Origin of the sequence: Candidatus Palauibacter sp., from assembly GCF_965216145.1 — a bacterium.
Lineage (GTDB): Bacteria > Gemmatimonadota > Gemmatimonadetes > Palauibacterales > Palauibacteraceae > Palauibacter.
On the sequence record NZ_OZ244149.1, the window covers coordinates 1,632,296 to 1,658,240 of the forward strand.

A 25,945-nucleotide genomic window follows, 5' to 3' on the forward strand; every position below is an offset into this window, starting at 1 on the left:
CCGCGTTTGACGAACGATGGGGTCGGCGGGCAACGTCCGGCATGAGCACAGTTACCCGGACGGCTACGCAGACGATGGAGACGGCGCTCCCCGCGTCGCTCGAGCGCGAACTCGAGCAGCAGCTCGGCGACCGGTTCACGACCGGCGAAGCCATGCGCCGCCAGCACGGCGAGGGCGAGTCGTTCCACGCCAACCAGCCGCCCGACGCGGTGACCTTCCCGGAGACGACCGCCGAGGTGTCGGCGATCGTGCGCGCCTGCCACGACCACGACGTCCCCGTCATCGGGTTCGGGGCCGGGACCTCGCTGGAGGGGCATGTGGCCGCGCTACGCGGCGGGGTGACGATCGCGACGAGCGGGCTGACGCGCCTGGTGGAACTCAACCCCGAGGACATGGACTGTCGCGTCGAGGCGGGGATGACGCGGAAGGGGCTGGAGCAGCACCTCAAGGGGACGGGCCTCTTCTTCCCCATCGATCCGGGCGCGGACGCCAGCCTGGGCGGCATGGCGGCGACGGGCGCCTCGGGGACGACCACCGTCCGCTACGGCGCGATGCGCGAGAACGTGCTCGGACTGACCGTCGTGCTCGCGGACGGGACCGTGATCCGGACGGGCGGGCGGGCGCGAAAGTCATCGGCGGGCTACGACCTCACGCGGCTCTTCCTGGGTTCGGAGGGGACGCTCGGCATCATCACCGAGGTTTTGCTCCGGCTGCACGGGATTCCGGAGGCGATCGCCTCGGCGGTGTGCTCCTTCCCGACGCTGGCCGACGCCGTGGACGCCGTGATCTACACGATTCAGAGCGGCGTGCCGGTGGCCCGCGTGGAACTGCTTGACGACGTGCAGATGGACGCGGTGAACCGCTTCTCGGATTTCGACTATCCGGTGCGGCCCACGCTCTTCTTCGAGTTCCACGGGACGGCCGCCGGGGTCGAGGAACAGTCCGGAGAGGTTGCCGCGATCGCGAAGGAACTGGGCGGGACGGACTTCGAGTGGGCCACGCGGGCCGAGGAGCGGTCGCGGCTGTGGGCGGCGCGGCACGAGGCCTACTACGCCTCGCTCGCGCTGCGGCCGGGAGCGCGCGGATGGGCGACGGATGTCTGCGTCCCGATCTCGTCGCTGGCCGACTGTCTCCTCAAGACGCGCGAGGACATCGACGCCGAGGGCCTGCTGGCGCCGATCGTCGCGCACGCGGGGGACGGCAACTTCCACGTCCTGTTCATCATCGACCCGGACGACGCCGAGGAGATGGCCCGGGCGAAGCGGGTGAACACGCGCATGATCGAGCATGCGATCGCCGTCGGAGGGACGTGCACCGGCGAGCACGGGGTCGGGTACGGCAAGATCCCGTACCTGAGGGCGCAGCACGGCGAGGCGGTCGACGTCATGGGCTCCATCAAGCAGGCGCTCGACCCGAAAGGCCTCATGAACCCGGGAAAGGTGGTCGCATGACGATCGACAGCGGCGTCGGGCGTGACCGGCGAACGGAGGGTGGCCGGCGGACGGCGTGGGGGCTGGTGACCGCGTGGCTGGTGACCCTCGCTTTCGCGGCATGCGCTTCCCCCGAGAGCGGGGAACAGGCGGTGGGGGCGGGAGAGGTCGCGGACCTCGTCATCCTCGGCGGCCGGGTCATGGACCCGGAGACGCGGCTGGACGCCATGCGCGATGTCGCGGTCTCCGACGGACGGATCACGGCCGTAGCGGAGGGAGGCGTCGCGGGACGGGACACGATCGATGCGTCGGGTCTCGTCGTGGCGCCGGGGTTCGTCGACCTGCACGCGCACGGACAGGACACGGTGAGCGCGAAGCTGCAGGCGCTCGATGGCGTGACCACCGCGCTCGAGATGGAAATCGGGGTGTATCCGATGGCCGAATGGGTCGCCTCACGCGAGGGGACGGCGCCCATCCACTTCGGAGCGACCGTGAGCCACCCGGGCGCGCGCGTGAAGCTGATCACGGGCGTGGACGTGGGCCACTCGACGATGACGCCGCCGGGGGAAGCCAGCGCCTTCGAGTCCGAGGCGGTGTACGGGGCGCTCGATGACGATCAGCTCCTCGAACTCAACGGACTCATGGCCTCCGGTCTGCAGGAGGGCGGACTCGGGATCGGGTTCGGGATCACGTACACGCCGGGTGCGTCACGGACGGAGATCTACCGCGCCTTCCAGCTCGCGGCCGCGCAGGGGGCCCCGGCCTACGTCCACATCCGCGGCGAGAACTCGGGCGGGACGCTGGGCGCCTTTCAGGAGGTGATCGCGAACGCGCTCGCGACGGGGGCCTCGCTCCACATCGTCCACATGAACTCGAGCGCGGACGAGATGGCGCGCACGACGCTGGAGATGATCCGCGGGGCCCGCGAGCGGGGGATCGATATCACCACGGAGTCCTACCCCTACACGGCGGGCTCGACGCGGATCGAGTCCGCCCTGTTCGACTCGTGGGAGGGTCTGACCGACGAGGAGTACAGCCGTCTGCAGTGGTCGGGGACGCCGGAGCGGCTCAACGCCGAGAGCTTCCGGCGCTACCGGGAGCAGGGCGGCTGGGTCGTGATCCACGGGAGGAACGAGGAGACGAACGAGTGGATCGTCGCGCAGCCCGACGTCATCGTGGCGAGCGACGGGATCCCCTACCTGTACACAGCGATCCATCCGCGGGGGGCCGGGACGTACTCGCGGGTCCTCGGACACTACGTCCGCGAGCGTGGCGCGCTGAGCCTCATGGACGCGCTCGCGAAGATGACGATCCTGCCGGCGCAGCGGGTGGAGGGATTCGCCCCGGTCATGGCGCGGAAGGGCAGGGTGCAGGTCGGTGCGGACGCGGACCTCACCGTGTTCGATCCGGAGACGATCATCGACCGCTCGACGTACGCGGATCCGGCGGCGCCGTCGGAGGGCGTCATGTACGTCCTCGTCGAAGGGACCGCGGTGGTCCGGGACGGAGAGATCGTGCCGGGCGTCTACCCGGGCCAGCCGATCACCAGCGGCACGCGGTAGCGCTCGGCTCTCCCGAACCTCGTCCCCGCGGTGACGTTTCCCCTCGCGCTCGCAGCCGTCACGCTCGTCGTTTGGGCGGGCATCGCGCTGACCGTCATCTACAGCGAACTCAAGGTTCTCCGCCTCGAGGAAGTGGCGCCTCCCCGCGCGGACGATCCCCCGCCTCCCCGTCTCTCCGTGATCGTGGCGGCCAGGAACGAGGAGCGGTCGGTGGAGGAGGCGCTCCGCTCACTGCTCGCCCTCCGCTACCCGGACTTCGAGGTCCTCTTCGTGAACGACCGCTCCGAGGACCGCACGGGCGAGATCGCCGTACGGTTGGCGGGCGACGACGACCGGCTCTCGGTGATCGAAGTGAAGGAACTTCCCGCCGGCTGGTTCGGTAAGAACCACGCCGCCCAACGGGGTGCGGACGCGGCTGTGGGGAGCTTCTGCTCTTCACCGATGGCGACATCCGCTTCGCACCGGAAGCTGTGGCGCTCGGTGTGCGGCATCTCATGCGCGAGCGCCTCGACCATCTCAGCGCGGGCCCCGGAATCGTGGTCAGCGGCCGCATGCTTCGGGCTTCCATGATGGCCCTCCGCCTCTGCATCTCCGCTACGCTCCGTCTCTGGAAGGTCCGCGATCCTCGGAGTTCGGCCTTCATGGGTGTCGGCGCCTATACGATCATGCGCGCCGACGCGTACCGGGCCATCGGAGGCCACCGAAGCGTCGCTCTGCGGCCCGACGAAGATCTCAGGATGGGTCAACTCGTGAAGACGTCGGGGCTGCGGTCGGACTTCCTCAACGGCGAAGCGATGATCTCGTGCCCCTGGTACGATTCCCTCGGCGGTTTCATTCGCGGGACGGAGAAGAACCTCTTCGCCGCCCGGAACTACCGTCTCTCGGAGGCGCTGGTCGCCAGCGCCGGGTTGTTGTGGCTTGCGATCGCTCCCATCGTGCTGGCGCCGCTGCTGTGGGCGACCGGCGAGATCGCGCCCGCCGCCGTCTTCGCCGCCAGCCTGCTCGCCAGCTGGCTGCCGGCGATGACCGTACTGAGGGATGACGCCTACCCCTGGTGGACCGGCCTCCTCCTTCCGCTCGCCATCGTGATCGTGGCGTACGCACTGTTGCGCTCCACGATTCTCGCCATGGTGCGCGGGGTCGAGTGGGGAGGGCCTCCGGTCCCTCTGTCGGAGCTGCGCGCGGCGCGGGTTCGGCCGGGAAGAGGCGCAGAAAGAATGGGAGGCCAACCGTAGGGAGCGAGAGGTCGTCTGGCGGCCCTTGGGAGGCCCTGTGAAGCGTTAAGCCAATTGAAGATTGAACTTTCAATTGGCTTAAGACCGATGCAGGGACGCTGACTCCTCGAGTGCTTGAGATAGGGTAGGGCGACTCAGAGACCGGACTGAGCCGGCATCCCGGCACAGCACGAGGATCGAATCATCTCCCGCGACCGTCGCGACGACGCCATCGATGCCGGACTCGTCGATCGCGACCGCGACCGCGTTGGCGCAGCCGCTCAGCGTGCGAATCGCGAGCAGCGCGTCGCCCGGGCCGATCTCCAGCGCGAACTCGCTCAGGGCCGTCTCCAGCACGCGCCGGGGGTTCGGCGGCGCACTCTCGGGCCCGGGACGGGTGTATCGCGGCCCGGCGGCTCCGGGCAGCTTCACGATTCCGAGGCGCTGAATGTCCCGCGACAGCGTAGCCTGGGTCGTCGAAACGCCCTCGCGCGCGAGGGCCCCCACGAGTTCGGTCTGGGTCTGGATCGGCCGTTCGTCGATGATGCGCAGGATCGCGCGCTCACGCGCTCTACGGAGCATGGGCCTCATCCCAGCACCTCGTCCAGCAGCCGCTCCTCGAGATAGGCGCGGCGGATCGGCGGGTCCGGGCGGTCATCGAGCCAGCGCTCCAGTTCCGCCACTTCCCGGTCGGCGGTCTGGAGCTGCTCCAGCACGCGACCGGGCGCCGGCCCGCCCGGCGAGTCGTGCGCGGTGACCGCGGCTTCCGGCCGCAACACCTCGTGCACGTCGTCCCCCGCCATGGGGCAGCACGCCCGCAGCGTCTCGAGGTCCAGATCCCACAGCTCCACGCCCGCCCCCTCGGCGATCCGCACCGCCTCGCCGACCTGGTGGTGCGCGGTGCGGAACGGAACGCCGCGTCGGACGAGGTGGTCCGCGAGTTCGGTCGCCGTCAGCATGCCGCCGGCCAGCGCCGCCTCCATCGCATCCGTCCGGTACACCACCCCGCGGGCGATCGCGATGGCGGCCGCGAGCGACCAGTCCGCGGTGTCGAGCGAGTCGAAGAGCCGCTCCTTGTCTTCCTGAAAGTCGCTGTTGAAGGTGAGCGGAAGCCCCTTCACGAGCGCGAGCAGCGCCGTCACGTTGCCGATCGCGCGCGCCGACTTGCCGCGCAGGATCTCCGCCGCCTCCGGGTTCTTCTTCTGCGGCATGATGCTGCTGCCCTGCGACACCGAGTCGTCCAGTTCGATGAAGCCGAACTCCCGCGTGGACCAGAGGACGATCTCGTCCGCCCAGCGGGACAGGTGCACGAGGAGCAGCGCGCACGCGTAGGCCGCGTCGAGCACGTAGTCGCGGTCGCCCACGATGTGCATGCTGTTCGCGAAGGTGCGGTCGAATCCCAGGAGGGCCGCGCAGCGCGCCGGGTCGATGGGGAACGAGGAGCCCGCCAGCGCCCCCGCCCCGAGGGGCGATACCCCCGCCGAGTCGTGCGCGGCCTTGAGCCGCTCCGCATCGGAGCGCAGCGCGACCACATGGGCCAGCAGGTGGTGTGCGAGGCTGACCGGCTGGCCCCGCTGCAGGTGGGTGTAGCCGGGCAGGAAGGTCTTCCGGTACGCGGCCGCCTGCCCGGTCAGCACGCGCTGCATCCCGGCCACTCCGGCGAGGAGGTCCTCGAGGCGCTCGCGCACGTAGAGCCGCAGGGCGACTGCCGTCTGGTCGTTCCGGCTCCGCGCCGTGTGGAGCCGCTTGCCGGCCTCGCCCACGCGCTCGACGAGCGTGCGCTCGATCCAGCTGTGCACGTCCTCGTCGGGCCCCTCGACCTCGAGCCGTCCGGTCTCCACCTCCGTCAGCATCCGGGACAGCCCGGACAGGATGAGGTCGCTGTCCTCCTCGTCCAGGATCCCCGTCTCCCGCAGCATCCGCGCGTGCGCAAGACTGGCGAGGAGGTCGTGCCGGACCAGCCGGCGGTCGAAGTGCAGCGAGCCGGTGAACTCGTGAATCACCGGATGGAGCGGGCCATCGAAGCGCCCGCTCCAGAGAACGTCGCCGGGCGTCCCCGTGTCGGGTCCGTCTACGTCGGACGCCACGGGCCGGTTACCCAGGGCTTTCTAGCTTCGAACGGATGCCAGCGGTCGGCCGGCTCGCTTCGGCGGGGTCGCCGGGGCGTGAGCCCCCAACCCGGAGGCGATGTCGCCGGCGATGCCGGCGTCGACGGAAACCTGGGCCCGGACTCGCGCGGCCAGGCTCGAGGGTAGTCCCCATAGCCGGACGAACCCGCCCGCGTCCGCCTGGTCGTAGACCGAGTCCTCCTCGAACGTGGCGAGATCTTCCCGGTACAGCGAGAACGGAGACGTGCGCGCGACCGCTGTCGCCTGCCCCTTGAAGAGCCGCATGGTCACGTCGCCGGTCGACGTCTCGTGCGTCTGATCGAGGAACGCGTCGAAGGCGCCGCGTAGCGGCGAGAACCACAGGCCCTGGTAGACCAGCTCCGCGTACCGGTCGCCCACGCTTCGCTTGAAGCCCGCCGTGTCGCGGTCGAGCGTGATCGATTCCAGGTCCGCGAGCGCCGCCAGCAGGACCGTCCCGGCCGGCGTCTCGTACACCCCGCGGCTCTTCATCCCCACGAGCCGGTTCTCCACGAGGTCGACGCGCCCCACGCCGTGGGCTCCGGCCCGCTCGTTGAGGCGACCCACCAGGTCCACCGGATCGAACCGTACGCCGTCCACCCCGACGGGAACCCCCCGCCGGAAGGTGATGACGACGTCTTCCGGCGTATCCGGCGCCTCGGTCGGGGCCACCGTCAGCTCGCGCAGGTCGTCCGGCGCCGCCGCGCCCGGGTCCTCGAGGATGCCGCCCTCGAAGGACGTGTGCCACAGATTGCGGTCGATGCTGTACAGCTTCCTCGGACTGCCCGGCACGGGGATGTTGCGCTCCGCGGCGTAGGCGAAGGCGTCCTCCCGCGACGTGATCTCCCACTCGCGCCACGGTGCAATGACGGTCAGATCGGGGGCCAGCGCCTGGTAGGCGAGTTCGAACCGGACCTGGTCGTTGCCCTTCCCGGTGCAACCGTGCGCCACGGCGTCACAGTCGAACTCCCGCGCGACCTCGACCTGCGCCGCCGCGATCACCGGCCGGGCCAGCGAGGTCCCGAGCAGGTAGCGGCCCTCGTACACGGCCCCCGCCTTGAGCGCCGGCAAGGCGCACTCGGTCAGGAACCGCTCGCGGAGATCCACCACGCGGCACGCGATCGCGCCCGTCGAGAGCGCCTTGTCGCGGATCGCCGCGAAGTCCTCCTTCTGGCCCACATCCACGATGGCCGCCACGACCTCGCAGCCGTAGTTCTCCCTCAGCCACGTCATCATCACCGAGGTGTCGAGGCCGCCCGAGTACGCCAGTGCGACCCGCTTCGCGTCTGCCTTCTTCATTCGCTCGATCCCGATCTGGTAGTTACGATCTTCGTCCACCGATTACATACAACCTCTTGCATAATCATCAAGTCTACCGGATCAGCTTCCGATACGGTCAGGCAAGGGTCAATTCAATGCTCAAGCGGGGACAGCCTCCTCTAGCGGATGCGGGGGGATACGTAAAGGAAATGTTGGGCCCCTCGGGTGTCCCGTGGCCGATACGGATCGAGGCAGGAGTATCTGGCACGGTCACTTCCCACACGCTGGAACTGGGCAAAGGCGGAGAAACGCCGTGTTCAAGGAGTCCCTCGAGGTAGACGCGCTTTGCGTCCTGGAGCTCGACAAGAGCCTCCTCCTTGGTATCGGCATGCGTCTCGCAACCGGGAGCTCTTCTACCCAGGCCGACCCGTTTCGCCATCACAGTCCTTCTCGCAGCGGCGTACTCGGTGTAGGGCAACGCCGTAATGCTCCAAACTCTTCATTGTGCCCTCCTTCTCTTGCCTTCCTTGGACTGAGACTTGTACTCCTCAATGAGCCGAAGCGCCGTGCTAACGTACCTTGGAGAGATCGACCTATGCCGAGGAATCGCAGAGAGACAACACCGGGTGTGCTTCGCGCCTTCCCATTTCTCGAACCCGCCTCGTAGAGCCGCTCCACGTTTCCACCCAACCTTCGTGCGTTGGAGGAGCCTCGTTCCCCACTAGGTGGTGCAAGTTCCACAACCTGTAGCTGTCTTCTTGAGGTCGCCATCGATAAAAATCGCGAATGAGTAGCCGCCATACTTCTCGAACCTCATGCCCGATCTGATCGACCGTTCGGGGTGCGGGGGCGGATGAGGCGTGACCTTTCCGTTGATCGTCAGAAGGCCGTTGCCCTGCGTCCATACACCTTATCTGGATCGGATGGCCCCGTCTCGGGACTCGGCAGTCAACCGCAAGACCAGGGATACTGCGAATGCGTGGCGGGCAGCGTCCCCACCCTAATGTCGATAGGCCGATCACCGAAAGCTTCCCATCCTCCGACCGGATGGCGTCGAGCGCTACCTGCATCGCTAGACCCGACCGTGCGTCTTCGCGACCTACCTTACGCGGAGCAAGATTCTGCCACACCTTCTCGACGGCGTGGCCAAGTGTATGGGGGCTGCGCTCAGCCCCGCTCGTAATCCTGTTGGCAAGATTGGAGGCGGAACCGGTGGCTCGGCCGAGTCCTTCTTCCCCCTCGTCCCCTGCGTCGCGGGCCTGGAGGCTGCGGACGGTGTGGCGGCGGTGTCGAAGCGCGATGATGGCGTCGGAGGCTGCCGATGCGGCGGAGAGCGTCGTCGTGTACGGCACGCGGCGGGACACGGCCGCCCGTCGGATCATGTAGTCGTCATGCAGCGCGTGCTTGCCGAGCGGCGTGTTCAGGAGCAGTTGCACCTCGCCGGAGACGATGCGGTCGAGGAGGTTGGGCCGCCCCTCGTGCACCTTGAGGATCCGTCTGCACGGCACGCCCCGCGTCCGGAGGTACTTCGCCGTGCCCTCCGTTGCGAGGATGTCGAAGCCGAGTTCGTGGAAGCGCCGCGCGATCGGCACCATGTTCGGCTTGTCCTCGTCGTGCACCGTGATCGCGACGGCCCCCTCGGTCGGCAGCCCCTGATAGGCCGAGATCTGGGACTTGGCGAACGCCATCCCGAAGCTGTCCGCGTACCCCATGACCTCCCCGGTGGAGCGCATCTCCGGCCCGAGCACCGTGTCCGCGTCGGGGATCTTGTCGAAGGGGAGCACGGCCTCCTTCACCGAGACCTGGTGGGGCACGAGTTCATCCCCGAGGCCGAGGTCCGCGAGCTTCACCCCCGCGAGGACGCGGGCGGCCACCCGGGCCAGCGGAACCCCCGTCGCCTTGCTCACGAAGGGCACGGTCCGGCTCGCCCGCGGGTTTACCTCGATCACGTAGACGGTCTTCTGGTGGACCGCGAACTGTACGTTGATGAGCCCCCGGACGTCGAGCGCGAGCGCGAAGGCGCGCGTGAAACGCCGCATCGCGTCCATGTCGACGTCACGCAGCAGATAGGGGGGCAGGACGCAGGCCGAGTCGCCCGAATGGACGCCAGCGTCCTCAATGTGTTGCATGATCCCGCCGATCACTACCGTCTCCCCGTCGCACACCGCGTCGACGTCCGCCTCGAACGCGTCTTCGAGGAACCGGTCCAGGAGCACCGGGTGCTCCGGCGAGGCCTGTACGGCGCGGGCGAAGTACTCCCGCAGCGAGGTCGGGTCGTACACGATCTCCATCGCCCGGCCGCCCAGCACGTAGCTGGGCCGTACGAGGACCGGATACCCGATCTCCTCCGCGATCTTCAGCGCCTGGTCGATGCTCGTCGCGGTCCCGCCCGGCGGCATCGGCACGCCCAGCTCGCGGCACAACTCGTCGAACCGGCGCCGGTCCTCCGTGCGGTCGATCGATTCGACGCTCGTCCCGAGGATGGGGACGCCGAGCTGCTCCAGTTTGCGGGCCACGTTGAGCGGCGTCTGTCCCCCGAACTGGACGATGACGCCCTCGGGCTTCTCCTGCTCGACGATGGCGAGCACGTCCTCCACCGTGAGCGGCTCGAAGTAGAGCTTGTCGGAGATGTCGAAGTCGGTGGAGACCGTCTCGGGGTTCGAGTTGATCATGATCGTCTCGAACCCCTCCTCGCGGAGCGCGAGGGAAGCCGAGACGCAGCAGTAGTCGAACTCGATGCCCTGGCCGATGCGGTTCGGACCGCTGCCCAGGATGACGATCTTGCGCCGGTCCGAGCGCTCGGACTCGTTCTCGTCCTCGTAGGTCGAATAGAAGTACGGTGTGGCGGCCGGAAACTCACCCGCGCAGGTGTCGACGGTCTTGTAGACGGGCACCAGTCCCGCCGCCCTGCGCGCCTCCCGCACCTCGGCCTCCGGAATGCCGCGCAACGCCGCCATCTCCGCGTCGCCGAAGCCGATGCGCTTCATGCGCTGGAGGTCTTCCGGGGCGAGGTCCGCGGCGGCCACGAAGGCCTCGCCCTCGCGCACCAGCTGCTCGAGCTGCGAGAGGAACCACGGGTCGATCCCCGTGATGTCGTGGATCTCGGCCACGGAGAGGCCGGCCTGGAAGCCGCGGTAGAGCTGGAACGGCCGCTCCGGCGTCGGGGTGCGGATCGCCGCCCGCACCGTGTCGGTCCGGTCGTCCTCGAGGCGGTCCCCGTCCGGCTCCGGGGCGGGCAGCCACCCCGCCCGGTCGTTCTCGAGCGCCCGGAACCCCTTGAGCCAGGCCTGCTGGAACGTCCGGCCGATCGCCATCACCTCGCCGACCGCCTTCATCTGTACGCCCAGCGTGGCGTCCGCCCGCGGGAACTTCTCGAACGCGAAGCGCGGGATCTTGACCACGATGTAGTCGAGCACCGGCTCGAAGCAGGAGGGCGTCACCTGCGTGATCGCGTTCGGGATCTCGTCGAGCCGGTAACCGACGGCGAGTTTGGCCCCGATCCGCGCGATCGGGAACCCGGTGGCCTTCGAGGCCAGCGCGGAGCTTCGCGACACCCGCGGGTTCATCTCGATGACCAGCATCTGCCCCGTCGTCGGGTGAACGGCGAACTGGATGTTGCAGCCGCCCGCGTCGACCCCGATCTCGCGGATGCAGGCGATCGCCGCGTTCCGCATCGCCTGGTACTCGCGGTCCGAGAGCGTGAGGGCCGGAGCGATCGTGATCGAATCTCCGGTGTGGACGCCCATGGGGTCGAAGTTTTCGATCGAGCACACGATGACGACGTTGTCCGCCCGGTCCCGCATCACCTCCAGCTCGAACTCCTTCCAGCCGATGACGCTGCGGTCGATGAGCACCTCTCCGATCGGCGACGCCCGGATACCGGAGCGGACGAGGTCCTCGAACTCCTCCCGGTTGTAGGCGGTGCTCCCGCCCGTCCCCCCGAGGGTGAAGGAGGGACGGATGATGGCGGGGAAGCCGGTCTCCTCGACTAGCGCCACCGCTTCGTCGAGCGAGCGGGCGAAGCCGCCCGCCGGCAGTTCGAGCCCGATCCGCGTCATGGCCTCGGCGAACTGCTCGCGGTCCTCGGCGAGCTGAATCGCGCGCACGTCGGCGCCGATCAGCTCGACGCCATGCTTGTCGAGCACCCCCAGTTCCGCGAGTTCGAGCGCCACGTTGAGCGCGGTCTGGCCGCCCATGGTCGGGAGGAGCGCGTCGGGTTTCTCGACCTCGATCACCCGCCGCACCCAGTCTGCCGTCAGCGGCTCGATGTAGGTGGCGTCGGCGATGTCCGGGTCCGTCATGATCGTGGCGGGATTCGAGTTCACGAGGATGACCCGATATCCCTCCTCCCGAAGCGCGCGGCAGGCCTGCGTCCCGGAGTAGTCGAACTCGCAGGCCTGGCCGATGACGATCGGTCCGGAGCCTATGAGGAGAATCGAGGAGATGTCGTCGCGGCGTGGCATCGGGCGCGCAAGCTATCCGCTCGAATGGGAGATCGCAGCCCCCCGGCGGGGCTACCTCATGAGGAGCGAAATCTCTCGCAGGATCCAGAGTGGGACCGCACGTCCGTCACGGAGGGCGGGAGCGAAGATCAGGGCGCGTGCGGCCCGCTCCGCCGCCGAGTCGAACGCGGTGTTGTCGGACGAGGTCTGGACCACGATGGCGTCGACGCGCCCATCGGCCCGGACCAGGAGCCAGAGGTTGGCCGCCGTGCCCGCGTCGAGGTCCTCTGAGCGGATCACCGGGAGAAGGGTGGTGGCGAGCAGCGCCTCGGCCTCGGTGTCCCATACGAGGCGGGGACCCTCGTCGTAGGAGATGTAGGTGGGCCCCGACGCCCGGAGCTGCGCCAGTTCCGTCTCCGCATCGGGCCCTGCCGCGGAATCACGCAGGGCGGCGGCCGCGATCGAGTCACGCTGGGCGGCGGCCAGGGAGTCGCCACGGGTGGCAGTGGCGAGGGAGTCCCGCCGGCCGGCGGTCGTCGAGTCTCTCAGCGCCGCGGCGGCCGCGGTAGCCGAGTCACGCCTTCCGGCGGCGGCGAGCGAGTCGCGTCGCGCGGCGACCGAGCGCGAGATCCGCCGTGCGGCGGCCAGCATCGAATCACGTCGCGCCGCGGCCCCGGCCTCGCGTGATACGGCGGTGACGGAGTCCCGCCCGCCCCCCTCGATCGAGTCCGCGACGGCGGCTTCTATCGAGTCGATGATGGCGGCGATCTCCGGGGAGACGAGGGGTTCCTCCGGCTCCTGCGGCGGTTCCTGCGTGGGCGCCACCGCCTCGGTCCGCGGCGGGAGAGCTTCCGCGGGCGGATCCTCCGCGGCGGCCGGACCTTCGGCCACCTGCCCGAGTGGCGGACTCTGCGCGGGTTCGGGCGGCTGCATCATGCGCGGGAGGAAGCAGGACGCGATCGCCGGCACCGCCAGGATCACCGCGAAAACGCCGATACCCCGGCGCCTCGGCCGGTTCGCGGGGTTCACGGGTCCCGGCATGGGTACCGTTAGCTCTGCTTGCGTTTGGCGCCTTCCCTCCGCCAGGCGATCGACGCGAGGAAGGCGAGTCCTCCCCAGACGAATCCGAGGATGACGATCATCATGATTATCGTCGTCGTGGTCATGGTCGCTCACCTCCGCAGCGGGCGGCGCGCCCCGCGTCGTTGAGCCGCCGGTCGTTCAGCCGGCGGCGGGGCCGTTCAGACCGAGATCATTGGCTGCAAGCTGCATGGCGGCGATGACGAAGGCGATGTGCTCGCCCATGTCCTCGCCCAGTTCGCCGCAGTTCTCCGCCATCTCCTCGCGGCTGACGGCGGCGGCGAACGCCTTGTCCTTCATCTTCTTTCGCACCGAGCGGGTCTTCATCCCATCGAGCCGGGTGGGCCGAACGAGCGCGCAGGCGGTGATGAAGCCGGTGAGTTCGTCCACCGCCCGCAGCGTCTTCGACATCAGGGAAGTTGCCTCGACGCCGGTGTAGTCCGCGTGCGCCAGGATCGTGTCGAGGATGTCCTCGTCCACCCCCATGTCCCGGAGGATGGCGACGCCGCTGGAGGGATGTCCCGAGTCGGGCGCGTGGTCGTTGTTGGGCCAGCGCTCGTAGTCGAAGTCGTGCAGGAGTCCCGCGCTGCCCCAGCGCTCCTCGTCCTCCCCGTACTTCCGCGCGTAGGCGCGCATGGCCGCCTCCACGGCCAGCATGTGGCGGCGAAGCCCGGGACTCGAGGTGTATTCGTGGACGAGCGCGAGCGCTTCATCCCGCTTCGGGATCATCGGTGGTTCACCCTCCTCCGGTTGCCTCCAGCAGCGCCTCGAGGAAGCGGCGGGGATCGCTCTGGCTGAGGAGGAGCGAGTACCCGTCGCGGGTGGGAATGTACACCACCCTCCGGCGGTCCGTGAGGTAGAGGAGGGATTTCTCCCCGTTGCGGAGCCGGAACCAGCCGGAGGAATAGCCTCCGAGCGCCGTCCCCGCCGTCCGCCGCTGCGGAACCAGGTCCGGTTCGCCGCGGAGATCGATGACGCGGGCCTCGTCGAGTTCGAGGCGGTCCAGAGGGATCGTGCGCCCCCACAGATCCCCCACCAGCTTCAGACCGTCCGGAGAGACCTCGGCGCGGCTGTGGCGGGTGGACCAGGCCGCCCACCCCAGCATGAGGGTCACGCCGATGAGGAGGACGATGACGATGATGAAGAACCAGATGATGCCCCGGCCCGAGGCCGGCGGGATCGGAAAGGTCTGCATGGCTACGAACCTCTCGGTTGGGAGTCGAGGAGCGCGGCCCGCTTCAGGGCATCGCGGCCGAAGCGCTCCGTGAGCGTGTCCATCGTCTCGGCCAGGCGGCGTTCGGGGCGCTCGCCGCCGGCCGGAGCGGCGGGGGCGCCGCCTTCTTCATCGAGCAGCGCGAGTTGTTCGGCGGCCGGCTGGTCGAAGCCGGACAGGCTCACGCCGATGAGCCGCACCTGCCGCCGGGGGTCGTCGGCGTCGCGAAAGAGCGACCGGGCGACGGGCCAGATGGCCTCCGTCGTATCCGCCGGCCGTTCGAGCGTGCGCTGCCGGGTGTGCGTCTCGAAGCCGTCCCAGCGGAGCTTCAGGAGCACGGTGCGCCCGGCGATTCCGTGCCGCCTGAGCCCCCTTGCAACGCCCTCGCACAGCCCCAGCAGGGTGTTCTCGACGCGGTCCCGGTCCGATACGTCCTCCGGAAAGGTGATTTCCTTCCCGAGCGATTTCCGGCCGGCGGCGGGGTTGACCCGCCGCGCGTCGCGTCCGTTGGCGAGGTCGTGGAGACGGCGGCCCAGCCTGGGGCCGAGCGACCTCTCGATGGCGGTCGGGTCCAGGCGGGCCACCTTCCCGATCGTCTCGAGCCCGAGCCCGGCCAGCCGCGCCTGGATCTTCGGGCCGGCGCCCCACAGCCGCGACACCTCGAGGGGCGCGAGGAACTCGCGTTCGGTGCCCGCCGGCACCACCACGAGGCCGTCCGGCTTCTCGAGATCGCTCGCCACCTTGGCGACGTACTTGCTCGCCGCCACGCCGACCGACGCGGTCAGCCGCTCCTCGCGTGCGATGCGCCGCTTGACGCGGGCGGCGATCTCGGGGCCGTCCCCGAACAGCCGCCGGCTGGCCGTGACGTCGAGGAAGGCCTCGTCGAGAGACAGGGTCTCGACCTGGTCGGTGAAGGAGCGGAAGATGTCGAAGATCCGGGCCGAGATTTCCGCGTAGAACCCGATCCGGGGGCGGATGTACACCGCCCCCGGGCAGCGGCGCCACGCCTGCGAGATCGGGAGCGCCGAGTGGACGCCGTAGCGCCGCGCCTCGTAGTTGGCCGTCGAGACGACCCCCCGCCCCCTGCCGTTCCTCGGGTCCGAGCCGATGACGACGGGCTTCCCGCGTAGCGACGGGTCCTCGCGGATCTCGACCGCCGCGTAGAAGGCGTCCATGTCGACGTGGAGGACGGTGCGCGTCCGCGGCTCAGGCTGCGGCATCTCCCCCCACCTCGATCTCGTCCAGGATCCGGCGCGCCCGCCCGGGCGCATCGCTCACGAGCCCGTCCACGCCCCACGCGAGGAGGCGCCGCATGTCGTCGGGGTGGTTCACGGTCCACACGAAGACGCCCATGCCGTCCGCGTGCGCTCGCCGCACGAAGCGCGGCGTGACGATGCGGACGGCGCCCTGCCGCTCCGGAAGCATGGCGGCGTCGCACGCGGCCGGCGCGAACGAACGGCCCAGGCCGAGCTTGCCGAGGAGCACATACGCCCGGAGTTCGTCCTGATACGCGCAGCGCCAGCGCGCCTCCCGGCTCGCCGGTTCCACCTCCTCGCGCTCGAACCCGCCGACCAGGATCCGCTCCCGCCCCGGATTCCGGCGCAGCCAGTCCCCAAGCGCGTGTCCCGCCGCCGCGGACTTGATCTCGGCCACGACCGGCAGGTCGCCCAGCGCTTCCAGCACCTCCTCGAGGGTGGGGATCCGGACCCCCTCTCCGCGGAAGGGGAACGTCTTCCCTCTGTCCGCGGTGAAGCGGTACCCGGCGTCGAAAGCCCGCAGTTCGTCCAGCGTCCGGTCTTCCACCGGCCCGGTCCCGTCGGTGGTGCGAGGGAGATTCGGGTCGTGGATGACCATGAGGTGGCCGTCCGCACTCCGATGGAGGTCGAGTTCCACCGCGTCGGCCCCGACGTGGACCGCGTGTTCGAACGAAGGGAGCGTGTTCTCGGGAGCGAACGCCGCGGCGCCCCGGTGACCGATGACCCGTAGCGGGGACCCGGGACCGAACAGGTCGTCGGGCAGGACCGGCGCCGGGGGGTCAGGCATCCACCCGCCGCGCCTGCGCCCGCCCGAGCCCGACGGAGAGCGCGATCCACATGCCGGCCAGCGGCGCGGTCGACATGGCCACCCAGGCCAGCCCCAGGCCGAGGAGCGCGAGCAGGCTGTCGATGCCGGCACCGGCGAGGTCGCCGCCGCGATACAGGAAGACGTCGACGATCGGCTTCGCCTTGTACTTCTCCGCGGGCGCCACGACCGAGAACAGCGTTTCCCGGGAGGGGCGCGAGATGGCGTAACGCGTCGCGCGGTGGACGGCCTGGAAGATCAGCATCACGCCGTACACGGGCCACGCCGCCAGCACCACGAAACCGAGCACCGTGACGAGCGGCAGGATGGCGAGCGTCCACCCGACGCCCAGCTTCCGGATCAGGTGGGTCGTGACGAAGACCTGCGTCAGGAGGGTCGCGAACTGCGCCAGGGAGTCGAAGTCGGCGAAACTCCCGACCCGCTGGCTGAACGTATCCGTCGATCCGAGGATGACGTTCGCCTGGGTGAAGTAGATCAACGTGTTCGACACGGCCATGAACACGACCCAGAGGCCGACGCCGAGCAGGTACGGCGACGTGGCCACGGCCCGCACCCCTTCCAGGGCCCCGCCCCCGATCCGGGCGTTCGAGCCGCCGCGTCTACCGCTTTCCGCGCTCGGACCCCCGCTCGCCGCCGGCCCGACCGCCTCCAGCGGCGAGAGGTCGGATCGGCCGGCCCTCTTGTCGAGGATCAGCATGGTGGCGATCGCCAGCGCGAAGCAGGCCGCGCCGATGAGCATGAGGCCGGCGGGCAGGTACGGACTCTCGGTGAGGCCGCTGATGAGACTCGCGCCGCGCCCCCCGGCGAGCGCCCCGAGGGTGCCGCCGATCCCGATGAAGGGGAACATCCTCTTCCCCTGGTCGACGTCGAACACATCGACCATGAAGGCCCAGAACACGCTGGTCGAGAACAGATTGATGACGCTCAGCCATACGTAGAAGGTGTATCCGACGCCCCGTGCGAGACCGGTCTCCGCGTCGGTGCCGATCAACCCGCCGCCCGCCCTCGCGTCCTGGATGAGGAGCGTCGCGAACCCGATCAGACACGCGATGACGAAGAGATAGGCCACCGGGATGAAGCGCCGGCGGTTCGTTCGCGCCACAACGCCGCCGAAGGCGAGCACCGCGGCGAGCGACGTCACGGAGGTGAGGGCGAACAACCAGCGAAGGTCGTCCATCCCGCGGGCGACCCCCATCGCCTCCCGCACGGGTCGGAGGAAGAAGTAGCCGCAAAGGACGAGGAAAAAGAAAAGCGCCGAGAGCAGCGCGAGGCCCAACTCGCCGCGCCTCATGTTCAGGATCCGCTCCCCGAAGCTGGCCACGTTGGCTCTCCTCGTTAGGTTCCGAAGTCTCTGGGCAGAGTCCCATTCTCCATCCACCGACATCGGCCGGCAAGCAGCGACACGTGACTCGCCACCCCGCAACGTGCCCCGCATGAACTCGCCCCCGGAGAGCGGGCCGCGCACGGTCGCCGGGCGTCTTACCGGCGCCCATCCGGAGGAAGCCGGGCTCGTGCTGCTCTCCGGCCTCTACTTCTTCTTCATCCTCTCCGCGTATTACGTGATCCGGCCGATACGGGAGGAGATGGCCGTGGCCGGCGGGGTCGAGAACATCCCCTGGCTCTTCACGGGGACCCTGGTCGGGATGCTCCTGGTTCACCCCATCTTCGCGGCGGTCGTGTCCCGGTGGACCCGGCGGCGGTTCGTGACGGTCACCTACCGCTTCTTCATGCTGAATCTCCTGATCTACTACGTCCTGTTGAGCCTGGTACCCGAAGGCACCGCTTCGGTGTGGGTCGGCCGGACGTTCTTCGTCTGGATCAGCGTCTTCAACCTGTTCGTGGTCTCCGTCTTCTGGTCGTTCATGACCGACATCTTCCGGGAGGGTCAGAGTCGGCGCCTGTTCGGCCTCATCGGCGTCGGCGGCACGGTGGGGGGGATCGTCGGCTCCTCCATCACGGCGTTTCTGGTGGGGTTCCTGTCGCCCGCCACCCTCCTCCTGTTCTCGGTGGTGCTGCTCGAGGGCGCGGTCCTGTGCCTGAAGGCGCTCGATGCCCGTTGCGCGGGCGGGACGGGGCACGGCTCCCGGTTGGACGAAGCGGAGCCGGTGATCGGGGGTTCCGCGCTGGAAGGGATCCGGCGCGTGCTGGCGTCCCCCTACCTGCTCGGGATCGGCGCCTTCATGCTGCTTTTCACCATCGGTTCCACGTTCCTGTACAACATCCAGGCGGACATCGTCTCGCGAACGTTCGCGACGGCCGCGCAGCGGACCTCGGTCTTCGCGCGCATCGATCTCTCCGTGAACGTGCTCACCCTGTGCACGCAACTGTTTCTGACCGGACGGCTGCTGAAGTGGTTCGGCGTCCGGCTGACCATCGGGATCCTGCCCGTCATCAGCATCCTCGGCTTCCTCGCGCTGGGTGCGGCGCCGGTGTTCGTTGTGTTCGTCGCATTCCAGGTGCTGCGGCGGGCGGGGAACTTCGCGCTGGCGGTGCCGACGAGAGAGGTGCTCTACACCGTCCTCCCGCGGCGGGACAAGTACAAGGCGAAGAACTTCAACGACCTGTTCGTGTACCGGGCGGGTGACCAGATCGGGGTGTGGTCGTTCGCCGGTCTGGGCGCGCTCGGGCTCGGAAGCTCGGCGCTGGCGCTGACCATGGTGCCGCTGGCGGGGCTGTGGCTGGCGGTCGCGCTGTGGCTGGGGAAGAAGCAGTCAGTGCTGGCGGGAAGTGGGCCGGCCCGGTCTCACGCCGAGGCCGGATAGCCGCGCCCGGAGACCCGGCCGCCCGCGGTCAGACGTCGCAGAGTTCGACGGCCTCCCGCAGCGACCGAAGCGGGTCCCCGCTCCGGGGGATGAACTCGTGCGCCATGTAGCCCTCGAAGCCCGTGTCCGCGATGGCACGCACGATCGGGGGGTAGTTCAACTCCTGTGAGTCGTCGATCTCGGCCCGCCCCGGGACCCCGCCCGTGTGGTAGTGGCCGATCCAGGGGCTCGCAGCCGTCAGCGTGCGGATGATGTCCCCTTCCATGATCTGCATGTGATAGATGTCGTAGAGGATCTTCACGCGCGGCGAGTCGACGGCCCGGATGATGTCGAGCGCGTAGTCCATGTGGTCGCCGATGTAGTCGACGTGCCCGCCGGGTTTCGAGTTGAGGGCCTCGACGAGGATCGTCACGTCCTCGGATTCCGCGATCGGGGCACACTCCCGGAGGCAGCGGATCGAGTTCTCGATGCCCACGCCGTCGTCCATCCCGCGGCGGTTGCCGAAGAAGCAGATGACGTTGGGCACCGAGACCCGGGCGGCGTGCGGGATATGGCGTTCGAAGGCCTCGATGATGCCCGCGTGGTTGCGCGGCTCGTTGAGGCCGTCCTCGATCGTGCCGGCCGCGACATCGCCGCACGACACGGTGAGCCCGTGATCGTGCGCGACCGGCCATTCCTCGACCGTCAGCAGGTCCATCGCGATGAGACCCATGTCGGCCACGCCGCGGCAGAAGGGGACGAGCGGGATCTCCTCGAAGCACCAGCGCGCCACGGATTGCGTGATCCGGCCCTCGAGTGGCGCGCCCCCTGCCGTCCCGGGCGCCGGGTTTGCCGCCCGCGCCGAAGCCGGGTTCGCCGCGCCCTGCACGAGCAGGCCGAGCGAGGCGGCTCCCGTCGCCCGCAGGGCGTCCCGGCGGCTGAGCGGCCTCCCGCCCTGGAGCGCCTCTCCCCGCGGGGCGGCCGGGTCAGCCATTGAAGGACGCCAGGTATTCGTAGCTTGCGCGCACTGAGGCGGTCGGATCGGGGGGCGAGTCGTGCTCGACGAAGTAGTGGATCAGGCCCGCCTGTCCGTCGCGTTCGAAGATGCCCTCGAAGTCGATCACCCCGGCGCCCACGTCCACCATCTCCCCGCGTGGGGTGCGGTCCTTCACGTGACAGAGTTCGAAGCGGCCCGGATGGCGCCAGAAATAGTCGAGCGGGTCGCCGCCGCCGTGCACGAGCCAGAACAGATCGACCTCGAAACGGACGAGATCGGGGTCCGTGTTCTCGAGCATGACGTCGAGGGGGCGGACCTCTTCTTCGTCCACTTTCACCGCCTGCAGCTCGAAGTCGTGGTTGTGGTAGGCGAAGCGGAGCCCCGCCTGATCGCACCGCTCGCCGATCCGGTTGAGTTCGTCGGCGAGGCGCCGGTATCCGGCCACGACGGCGGTCGGCTCCTCGCCGCCACCGCTGCCTGGCCGCTCGGGGCCCGCCAGGTAGGGGAGGACCAGATATCTGTGCCCGACTTCGGCCGCGGCCTCGGCGTGGGCCTCGAAGCCGGTCCGCAACTCGCCCAGCGACAGGTGCACGGCGGGCGCGGTGAGCCCTTCCGCGTCGAGCGCCGCCCGGATCTGCGCGGGGGTGCGGCCGAAGTAGCCCGCGAACTCGACTTCCCCGTACCCGATGCGGGCGACGTCCGCGAGCGTCCGCTCCACATCGCTCGCCATGAGCGATCGCACGGTGTAGAGCTGGAGCCCCCAGGCTTCCGGGAGGGGTCGGCCGCTGGCGGCCGTGCGCCCGGCGCAGGTGAGGAGCAGTCCCGCGCCAAGAGAATTCTCCACAAATCTTCGTCTGTCCATGCCCGGAATATGTCGCTCGCCGGCGTCTCCGTCGAACGATGGTCTTCGCACGGGCGGTGGCGTCGGATATTATGACCGTTCGCGGCGGAAGCCTCGCCGCGTCCGATCGACGAAGGGCACTCTGGAGGATCGGCTGTGAGACGGCGCAGGGCTCTCAAGATCATCGGCGCCGCCACCGGCGCGCCGCTGCTCGTGCCGGGCGGGGCCGTGGCGCGGGCGCTGGCGCTCGGGCAGCGCATCCGCGCGGAGGTCGGCCCGGTCGGCGGCGCGCCGCCCGCGACGCTTACGCCCGCGCAGGCCCGGACGGTGACGGCGCTCGCCGAGGTCATCCTGCCCCGGACCGACACGCCCGGCGCGAGCGAGGCGGGCGTGACCGCATTCGTCGATGCCCTCCTGACCGGTTGGCTGGACGCGTCGGACCGCGACCGTTTCCTGGCCGGCCTGGACGAAGTGGACCCCATCGCCCGGGCGGCCCACGGCGCCGACTTCGCCGACTGCGCCCCGGGCCAGCAGGCCGAACTCCTCGCCCGGCTGGACGAAGACCTCGACCTCCGCCGCCGGGACCCCGACATCGACGAGACCCGGACCTTCTTCTACGACGTGAAGCGGTTCACCCTCGCCGGCTACTTCACGTCGGAGGTCGGACTCCGCTCGTTGGGATACCGCATCATCCCCGGGGCCTTCGAGGGCTGCGTCCTCCTCGACCAGTACGGTACGGGCGAACCCCGCCCCGGGGAGCGCAACGGAAGCGGGAGCGCGCGGTGAGCCGCCGTCAGGAGACGTGGGACGCGATCGTCGTCGGCTCGGGCATCACGGGCGGGTGGGCGGCGAAGGAACTGACCGAACTCGGACTCCGTGTGCTGGTCCTCGAGGCCGGGCCCATGATCGTCCCGGAGCGGGACTACGTCGAGCACGTGCCCCCGTACCGCATGCCCTACCGCGGCTGGAACGACCGCAAGGCGCTGGCGGCCGAGCAGCCCGTGCAGCGCGAGTGCTACGCCTGCGACGAAATGGGCCGGAAGTTCTTCGTCAACGACATCGAGAACCCCTACACGACGGACGAAGACAAGCCGTTCCTGTGGATCCGGGGCCGCCAGGTGGGCGGGCGCTCGATCATGTGGGCGCGGCAGTCGTACCGCCTCAGCGACCTCGACTTCGAGGCCAACGCGCGCGACGGGATCGGCGTGGACTGGCCGATCCGCTACGCGGACCTCGCCCCGTGGTACGCGTACGTCGAGGAATTCGTCGGCATCAGCGGCCGGGTCGAGGGTCTCCCGCAGCTGCCCGACGGCGTTTTCCTGCCGCCCATGCAGATGACCTGCGTCGAGAACACCGTGAAGGAAGCGATCGCGCGCGACTTCGGTGACACGCGGATGATGACGATCGGCCGCACGGCCGTCCTCACCCGCGACCACAAGGGGCGGAGTGCCTGCCACTACTGCGGGCCCTGCCACCGAGGCTGCCGGACGAAGAGCTACTTCAGTTCGCTCAACGCCACCCTCCCCGCGGCCGAGGCTACCGGACTGATGACGCTGCGCCCGGACAGCGTCGTGCACAGCGTGATCTGGGATCCCGCCCGCGGTCGCGTCACCGGCGTGCGCGTGATCGATCGTGAATCGGGTGAGGCGCTGGAGTTCTTCGGCGAGATCGTCATGCTCGGCGCCTCGGCGCTCGAGTCCACGCGCATCCTACTCAACTCGAAGTCCGCCGACTTCCCCGACGGCCTCGCGAACTCGAGCGGGGTCCTCGGCCACTATCTCATGGACCACACCATGAGCACCGGCGCGAAGGCGAAGTTCCCGGGCTGGGAAGACCACGGGTACACGGGTGAGCGACCGAACGGGATCTACATCCCGCGTTTCCGGAACGTGACGGAGCCTTCGCCTGATTTCATCCGGGGCTACGGATATCAGGGCTGGTCGACGCGGCAGGGCTGGAGCCGCGGGCTCGACATGCCCGGGTTCGGGGCGGACTACAAGCGCCAATTGACCGAACCCGGCGTGTGGGAGTTCGAACTCGGCGCCTTCGGCGAGTGTCTGCCGCGCGAGGAGAACTACATCGAACTGGACCCCGAGCGGGTCGATGCCTGGGGGATCCCGGCGCTTCGCATCCACTGCGAGTGGAGCGATAACGAGCGCGTGATGATGCGGGACAGCGCGGATCGGGCCGCTGAAATGCTGGAAGCTGGCGGCGGAGTCGACATCGAGTTGCTGACGAACCTCACGGCGCCGGGCCTCACGATCCACGAGATGGGGACGGCGAGGATGGGTCGGGACCCGGCGACCTCCGTCCTCAATGGCTTCAACCAGGCCTGGGACGCGCCGAACCTGTTCGTGATCGACGGCGCGGCGATGCCGTCGTCCGCCTGCCAGAACCCGTCACTGACCTACATGGCCCTCACGGCGCGCTCCTGCCACTACGCGCTGTGGGCAAAGAACCGTGGCGAACTCTAGCTCTGGATCTCAGGATGGTGCAGGGGGTGAGGAATCGGCCAGCTCATGACCGGACAACGGGGTGGCGTACCGCTCGAAGCGGTTCCCTCGGACGCTCCGGGAGCTCGGGATCGGCCACATCTTCACCCGCCCGTTAGTGTCGGTGCCCCTGTTTCGGTGCCCCTGTATCGGCCCAGGCCAATTGAAAGTGTGATGTTGAATCGGCATAAGCTTTCACAGGGACTGCCAGCAACAACCCCAGGCATTGGACGCCGCACAGCTAGCGGCTGACATTCCGCCGCTTCGACTTCGTTCACGCTTGCTCGCAACATGATATGGCCATACTTTTTGGTATGGCCACCATGACGATCAAGTCTACGTACTCACTGGACGTAGATTCGGTGCGAACCCTGGAGACCCTCGCACGTCGCTGGAGCGTCTCGAAGTCCGAGGTGCTGCGTCGCGCCATCAAGTTGGCGGCGGCGGAAGATGCTTCACAGGTCGGCGGTCCCCTGGCCGCGCTCGATCAGCTGCAGACCGTGGTCCGCGAGGGCAGCGTGGATCTGGCGGAGTGGGAGCGAAACGTGCGGGCCGAGCGACTTGCCACGCGCGACGAGCCGTCCGGCTAGCCGGCCAGGACGATGATTCACCTGGACACCAGTTTCCTGATCCGGGCGCTCGACTCCGGATCGCCGCAGGACCGCCAACTGAGGAACTGGGTCGCCTCGGGGGCAACTTTCGGCATGAGTGCCGTGGCCTGGACCGAGTTTCTGTGTGGGCCGCTGCACCCGTCCGCCCTTGCCATCGCGGATGAACTCATCGGTCCGCGCGCCGACTTCACGGCCCGGGATGCGACGGTCGCGGCTCGTCTCTTCAACGAATCGGGGCGGCGACGAGGGTCGCTGTTGGACTGCATGATCGCCGCGACAGCGCTTGCAGAAGGGGCGCAAGTCGCCACGGTGAACGTGAAGGACTTTCGGCGCTTTGAAGCTTTCGGGCTGCGATTGGTTTAGCAGTCCACGATCAGCACCCCGCTACACCTCTCCTAGAGCGAAGCGGCGAGGGCGTCGGCGACCTGCTCGACCTCGGCCATCGTGTTGTACAGGTGCGGGCAGAGCCGGATGCCGGGGAACGCCCCCGTGCGCAGCGCGCCCGCGATGCCGTGCTCCTCGTACACGCGGTTGTAGATCTCCGTGTGATCGTCGACCGGCAACTCCGCGATGACCACGCCCGCGCTGAGTCCCGGCACGTCCGAGGTGTGGAAGCTCACGTCGGGCACACGCTCGCGGATCGCCGCCTTCAGCCCCGTAGCGAGGGCACGCGTGCGGGCCTCGATGGCCGCGGGCCCGATGGCCTGGTGGAACTCGGCCGTCGTCCCCACGCCGGCCACCGCGGCGTCGTCCCGCTGGCCGAACGTGCCGAACTTGTCGGCCCCGCCCCCGGCGTTCGCCCCGTCCCAGCCGACGCCCACGACGCTCGGCCACAACTCGGCGACCCGGTCGGCCCGCACGTAGAGCACACCGGCTTCCTTGGGCCCGCAGAACCACTTGTGGGCGCTCCCCGTGTACGAGTCGCACCCCATCGCGTGCAGGTCGACCTCCACGGCGCCGAAGCTCTGCGCCCCGTCCATGTGCACGTAGATGCCGCGGTCGCGGGCGATACTGCACAGGCGGCTGGCCGGAAGTTCGACCCCCGAGATGTTCGAGATCTGCGTCACCGAGAGCACCCGCGTCCGGTCGGTGAAGGCGCTCACGAACGCGTCGACCAGTTCGTCCTCGGTCTTCGGCGCCGGGGGCGTCGCCACGCGGATCACCTTGTAGCCCCAGCGGTCGGCCCGGACATCCCACGCCACGTTGTTCGTGGGGTGGTTCTGGTCCCACAGCACGACCTCGTCTCCCGCGCCCAGCGTGAGTCCGTTGATCACCGCGTTGTTGCTCTCGGAGGTGTTCCGGGTGACTACGATCTCCTCGGGGGAGGCGCCGAGCAGTTCGGCCAGCGCGTCGACGGACTTCGCCGCGAGCGGGTTGAACTTGGCCCGATTGTGGAACGACGCGTCCTGATCGATGTCGCGCGTGTATCCGAACACCGCCTCCTGCACCGGATAGGGCGAGGGGCAGAGGTTCGCCGCGTTCATGAGGATGAGGCCGGGACGTAGCGGGAACTGGGACTTCACCATCTCCCAGAAGGCCTCGTCCTCCGTCCCCAGGAAATCGCGGCGGTCCGACAGTTCCTCGATCGTGAGGCCGAGCTTCGAGGGCGCCCGAGTCCACGCGGGGGTCGCCGCGAGCGCCGCCCCGGCCGCGGCCCGCTTCAGGAATCGTCGTCGGTCGGGCAGGTGGGGCGCGTCGGTGGGCGTGCGAGACATCACGGAAACCTCCCGTGTTGAGGGCCGTCGCAGCCTGGCGCGATCCCGGCGCGGCAGCCGCCGTCGTTCCGAATCCAACATACGACGCCGGACTGGGACCGGCATGGGGCGAACCGCGCGGTCTATACAGGCGGTGAGG

General features: G+C 69.1%; 23 protein-coding genes. 9 read left to right on the top strand and 14 right to left on the bottom strand.

The window, feature by feature from the left end:
- The first annotated feature begins 41 nt into the window (after positions 1-41).
- From ACOOHF_RS07100 to ACOOHF_RS07115, 4 genes are all read left to right on the top strand, one after another.
- Positions 42-1,451: an FAD-binding oxidoreductase gene (locus ACOOHF_RS07100; RefSeq protein ID WP_420463970.1), complete on the top strand. Its 1,410-nt coding sequence runs from the start codon at positions 42-44 to the stop codon at positions 1,449-1,451.
- Entirely contained in the window at positions 1,448-2,992 is a 1,545-nt protein-coding gene (locus ACOOHF_RS07105) for an amidohydrolase family protein (protein ID WP_419934310.1), read from the top strand. Before ACOOHF_RS07100 ends, ACOOHF_RS07105 begins: the two co-directional genes overlap by 4 nt.
- 30 nt (positions 2,993-3,022) lie before the next feature.
- Entirely contained in the window at positions 3,023-3,562 is a 540-nt protein-coding gene (locus tag ACOOHF_RS07110) for a glycosyltransferase family 2 protein (protein ID WP_420463971.1), read from the top strand.
- 71 nt (positions 3,563-3,633) lie between these two features.
- The gene (locus tag ACOOHF_RS07115; RefSeq protein WP_420463972.1) at positions 3,634-4,227 is read left to right on the top strand and encodes a hypothetical protein; all 594 of its coding nucleotides are present in this window, start codon (positions 3,634-3,636) and stop codon (positions 4,225-4,227) included.
- 78 nt (positions 4,228-4,305) lie between these two features.
- On the opposite strand, the gene ACOOHF_RS07120 is transcribed toward ACOOHF_RS07115, so the two are convergent.
- The 11 genes from ACOOHF_RS07120 to ACOOHF_RS07170 all read right to left on the bottom strand — a co-directional run bounded on the left by ACOOHF_RS07120 (position 4,306) and on the right by ACOOHF_RS07170 (position 17,730).
- Complete coding sequence (locus ACOOHF_RS07120; RefSeq protein ID WP_420463973.1) at positions 4,306-4,788, bottom strand: arginine repressor; 483 nt, start codon at positions 4,786-4,788, stop codon at positions 4,306-4,308.
- Positions 4,789-4,793: 5 nt separating this feature from the next.
- On the bottom strand, positions 4,794-6,293 hold the full coding sequence (gene argH / locus ACOOHF_RS07125) for an argininosuccinate lyase (RefSeq protein ID WP_420463974.1): 1,500 nt from the start codon (positions 6,291-6,293) through the stop codon (positions 4,794-4,796).
- A 21-nt stretch (positions 6,294-6,314) separates the two neighbouring features.
- Positions 6,315-7,631 carry an argininosuccinate synthase gene (locus ACOOHF_RS07130; protein ID WP_419934314.1) on the bottom strand — a complete coding sequence of 439 codons (1,317 nt, stop codon included), beginning with the start codon at positions 7,629-7,631 and terminating at the stop codon, positions 6,315-6,317.
- Positions 7,632-8,185: 554 nt separating this feature from the next.
- Positions 8,186-12,055, bottom strand: a complete 3,870-nt coding sequence (carB, locus tag ACOOHF_RS07135; protein WP_420463975.1) for a carbamoyl-phosphate synthase large subunit — start codon at positions 12,053-12,055, stop codon at positions 8,186-8,188.
- A gap of 51 nt (positions 12,056-12,106) precedes the next feature.
- Positions 12,107-13,075: a TonB family protein gene (locus ACOOHF_RS07140; RefSeq protein ID WP_420463976.1), complete on the bottom strand. Its 969-nt coding sequence runs from the start codon at positions 13,073-13,075 to the stop codon at positions 12,107-12,109.
- A gap of 8 nt (positions 13,076-13,083) precedes the next feature.
- Entirely contained in the window at positions 13,084-13,200 is a 117-nt protein-coding gene (locus ACOOHF_RS07145) for a methionine/alanine import family NSS transporter small subunit (RefSeq protein WP_419934319.1), read from the bottom strand.
- 55 nt (positions 13,201-13,255) lie between these two features.
- Positions 13,256-13,843 (bottom strand): HDIG domain-containing metalloprotein, encoded by a 588-nt coding sequence (locus ACOOHF_RS07150; protein ID WP_420463977.1) that lies wholly within the window; start codon positions 13,841-13,843, stop codon positions 13,256-13,258.
- A 7-nt stretch (positions 13,844-13,850) separates the two neighbouring features.
- Complete coding sequence (locus ACOOHF_RS07155; protein ID WP_420463978.1) at positions 13,851-14,309, bottom strand: PH domain-containing protein; 459 nt, start codon at positions 14,307-14,309, stop codon at positions 13,851-13,853.
- A gap of 2 nt (positions 14,310-14,311) precedes the next feature.
- Positions 14,312-15,547, bottom strand: coding sequence for a DNA polymerase IV (dinB, locus tag ACOOHF_RS07160; RefSeq protein ID WP_420463979.1), 1,236 nt, complete (start codon positions 15,545-15,547; stop codon positions 14,312-14,314).
- Positions 15,534-16,370 (bottom strand): glycerophosphodiester phosphodiesterase, encoded by an 837-nt coding sequence (locus ACOOHF_RS07165; RefSeq protein WP_420463980.1) that lies wholly within the window; start codon positions 16,368-16,370, stop codon positions 15,534-15,536. The genes dinB and ACOOHF_RS07165 overlap by 14 nt, the downstream gene beginning before the upstream one ends.
- Positions 16,363-17,730, bottom strand: coding sequence for an NTP/NDP exchange transporter (locus tag ACOOHF_RS07170; protein WP_419934324.1), 1,368 nt, complete (start codon positions 17,728-17,730; stop codon positions 16,363-16,365). The genes ACOOHF_RS07165 and ACOOHF_RS07170 overlap by 8 nt, the downstream gene beginning before the upstream one ends.
- Positions 17,731-17,842: 112 nt before the next feature.
- Between ACOOHF_RS07170 and ACOOHF_RS07175 the strand changes: the two genes are divergently transcribed.
- Positions 17,843-19,171 (top strand): NTP/NDP exchange transporter, encoded by a 1,329-nt coding sequence (locus ACOOHF_RS07175; RefSeq protein ID WP_420463981.1) that lies wholly within the window; start codon positions 17,843-17,845, stop codon positions 19,169-19,171.
- Between the two features lie 28 nt (positions 19,172-19,199).
- Here ACOOHF_RS07175 and ACOOHF_RS07180 read toward each other — a convergent pair whose 3' ends face one another.
- Together ACOOHF_RS07180 and ACOOHF_RS07185 are read right to left on the bottom strand one after the other, a co-directional pair.
- The gene (locus tag ACOOHF_RS07180) at positions 19,200-20,144 is read right to left on the bottom strand and encodes a hydroxypyruvate isomerase family protein (protein WP_420463982.1); all 945 of its coding nucleotides are present in this window, start codon (positions 20,142-20,144) and stop codon (positions 19,200-19,202) included.
- On the bottom strand, positions 20,137-21,009 hold the full coding sequence (locus tag ACOOHF_RS07185) for a sugar phosphate isomerase/epimerase family protein (RefSeq protein WP_420463983.1): 873 nt from the start codon (positions 21,007-21,009) through the stop codon (positions 20,137-20,139). Before ACOOHF_RS07185 ends, ACOOHF_RS07180 begins: the two co-directional genes overlap by 8 nt.
- A 135-nt stretch (positions 21,010-21,144) precedes the next feature.
- Between ACOOHF_RS07185 and ACOOHF_RS07190 the strand changes: the two genes are divergently transcribed.
- The 4 genes from ACOOHF_RS07190 to ACOOHF_RS07205 all read left to right on the top strand — a co-directional run bounded on the left by ACOOHF_RS07190 (position 21,145) and on the right by ACOOHF_RS07205 (position 24,454).
- The gene (locus ACOOHF_RS07190) at positions 21,145-21,774 is read left to right on the top strand and encodes a gluconate 2-dehydrogenase subunit 3 family protein (protein ID WP_420463984.1); all 630 of its coding nucleotides are present in this window, start codon (positions 21,145-21,147) and stop codon (positions 21,772-21,774) included.
- Entirely contained in the window at positions 21,771-23,462 is a 1,692-nt protein-coding gene (locus ACOOHF_RS07195) for a GMC oxidoreductase (RefSeq protein ID WP_420463985.1), read from the top strand. The genes ACOOHF_RS07190 and ACOOHF_RS07195 overlap by 4 nt, the downstream gene beginning before the upstream one ends.
- Before the next feature lie 341 nt (positions 23,463-23,803).
- On the top strand, positions 23,804-24,070 hold the full coding sequence (locus ACOOHF_RS07200) for a ribbon-helix-helix protein, CopG family (protein ID WP_419934330.1): 267 nt from the start codon (positions 23,804-23,806) through the stop codon (positions 24,068-24,070).
- A gap of 12 nt (positions 24,071-24,082) precedes the next feature.
- Positions 24,083-24,454 (top strand): type II toxin-antitoxin system VapC family toxin, encoded by a 372-nt coding sequence (locus tag ACOOHF_RS07205; protein WP_419934331.1) that lies wholly within the window; start codon positions 24,083-24,085, stop codon positions 24,452-24,454.
- 32 nt (positions 24,455-24,486) lie between these two features.
- Here the strand turns inward: ACOOHF_RS07205 and ACOOHF_RS07210 are convergent, their stop codons facing one another.
- Complete coding sequence (locus tag ACOOHF_RS07210; protein ID WP_420463986.1) at positions 24,487-25,806, bottom strand: aminotransferase class V-fold PLP-dependent enzyme; 1,320 nt, start codon at positions 25,804-25,806, stop codon at positions 24,487-24,489.
- Positions 25,807-25,945 lie beyond the last annotated feature (139 nt).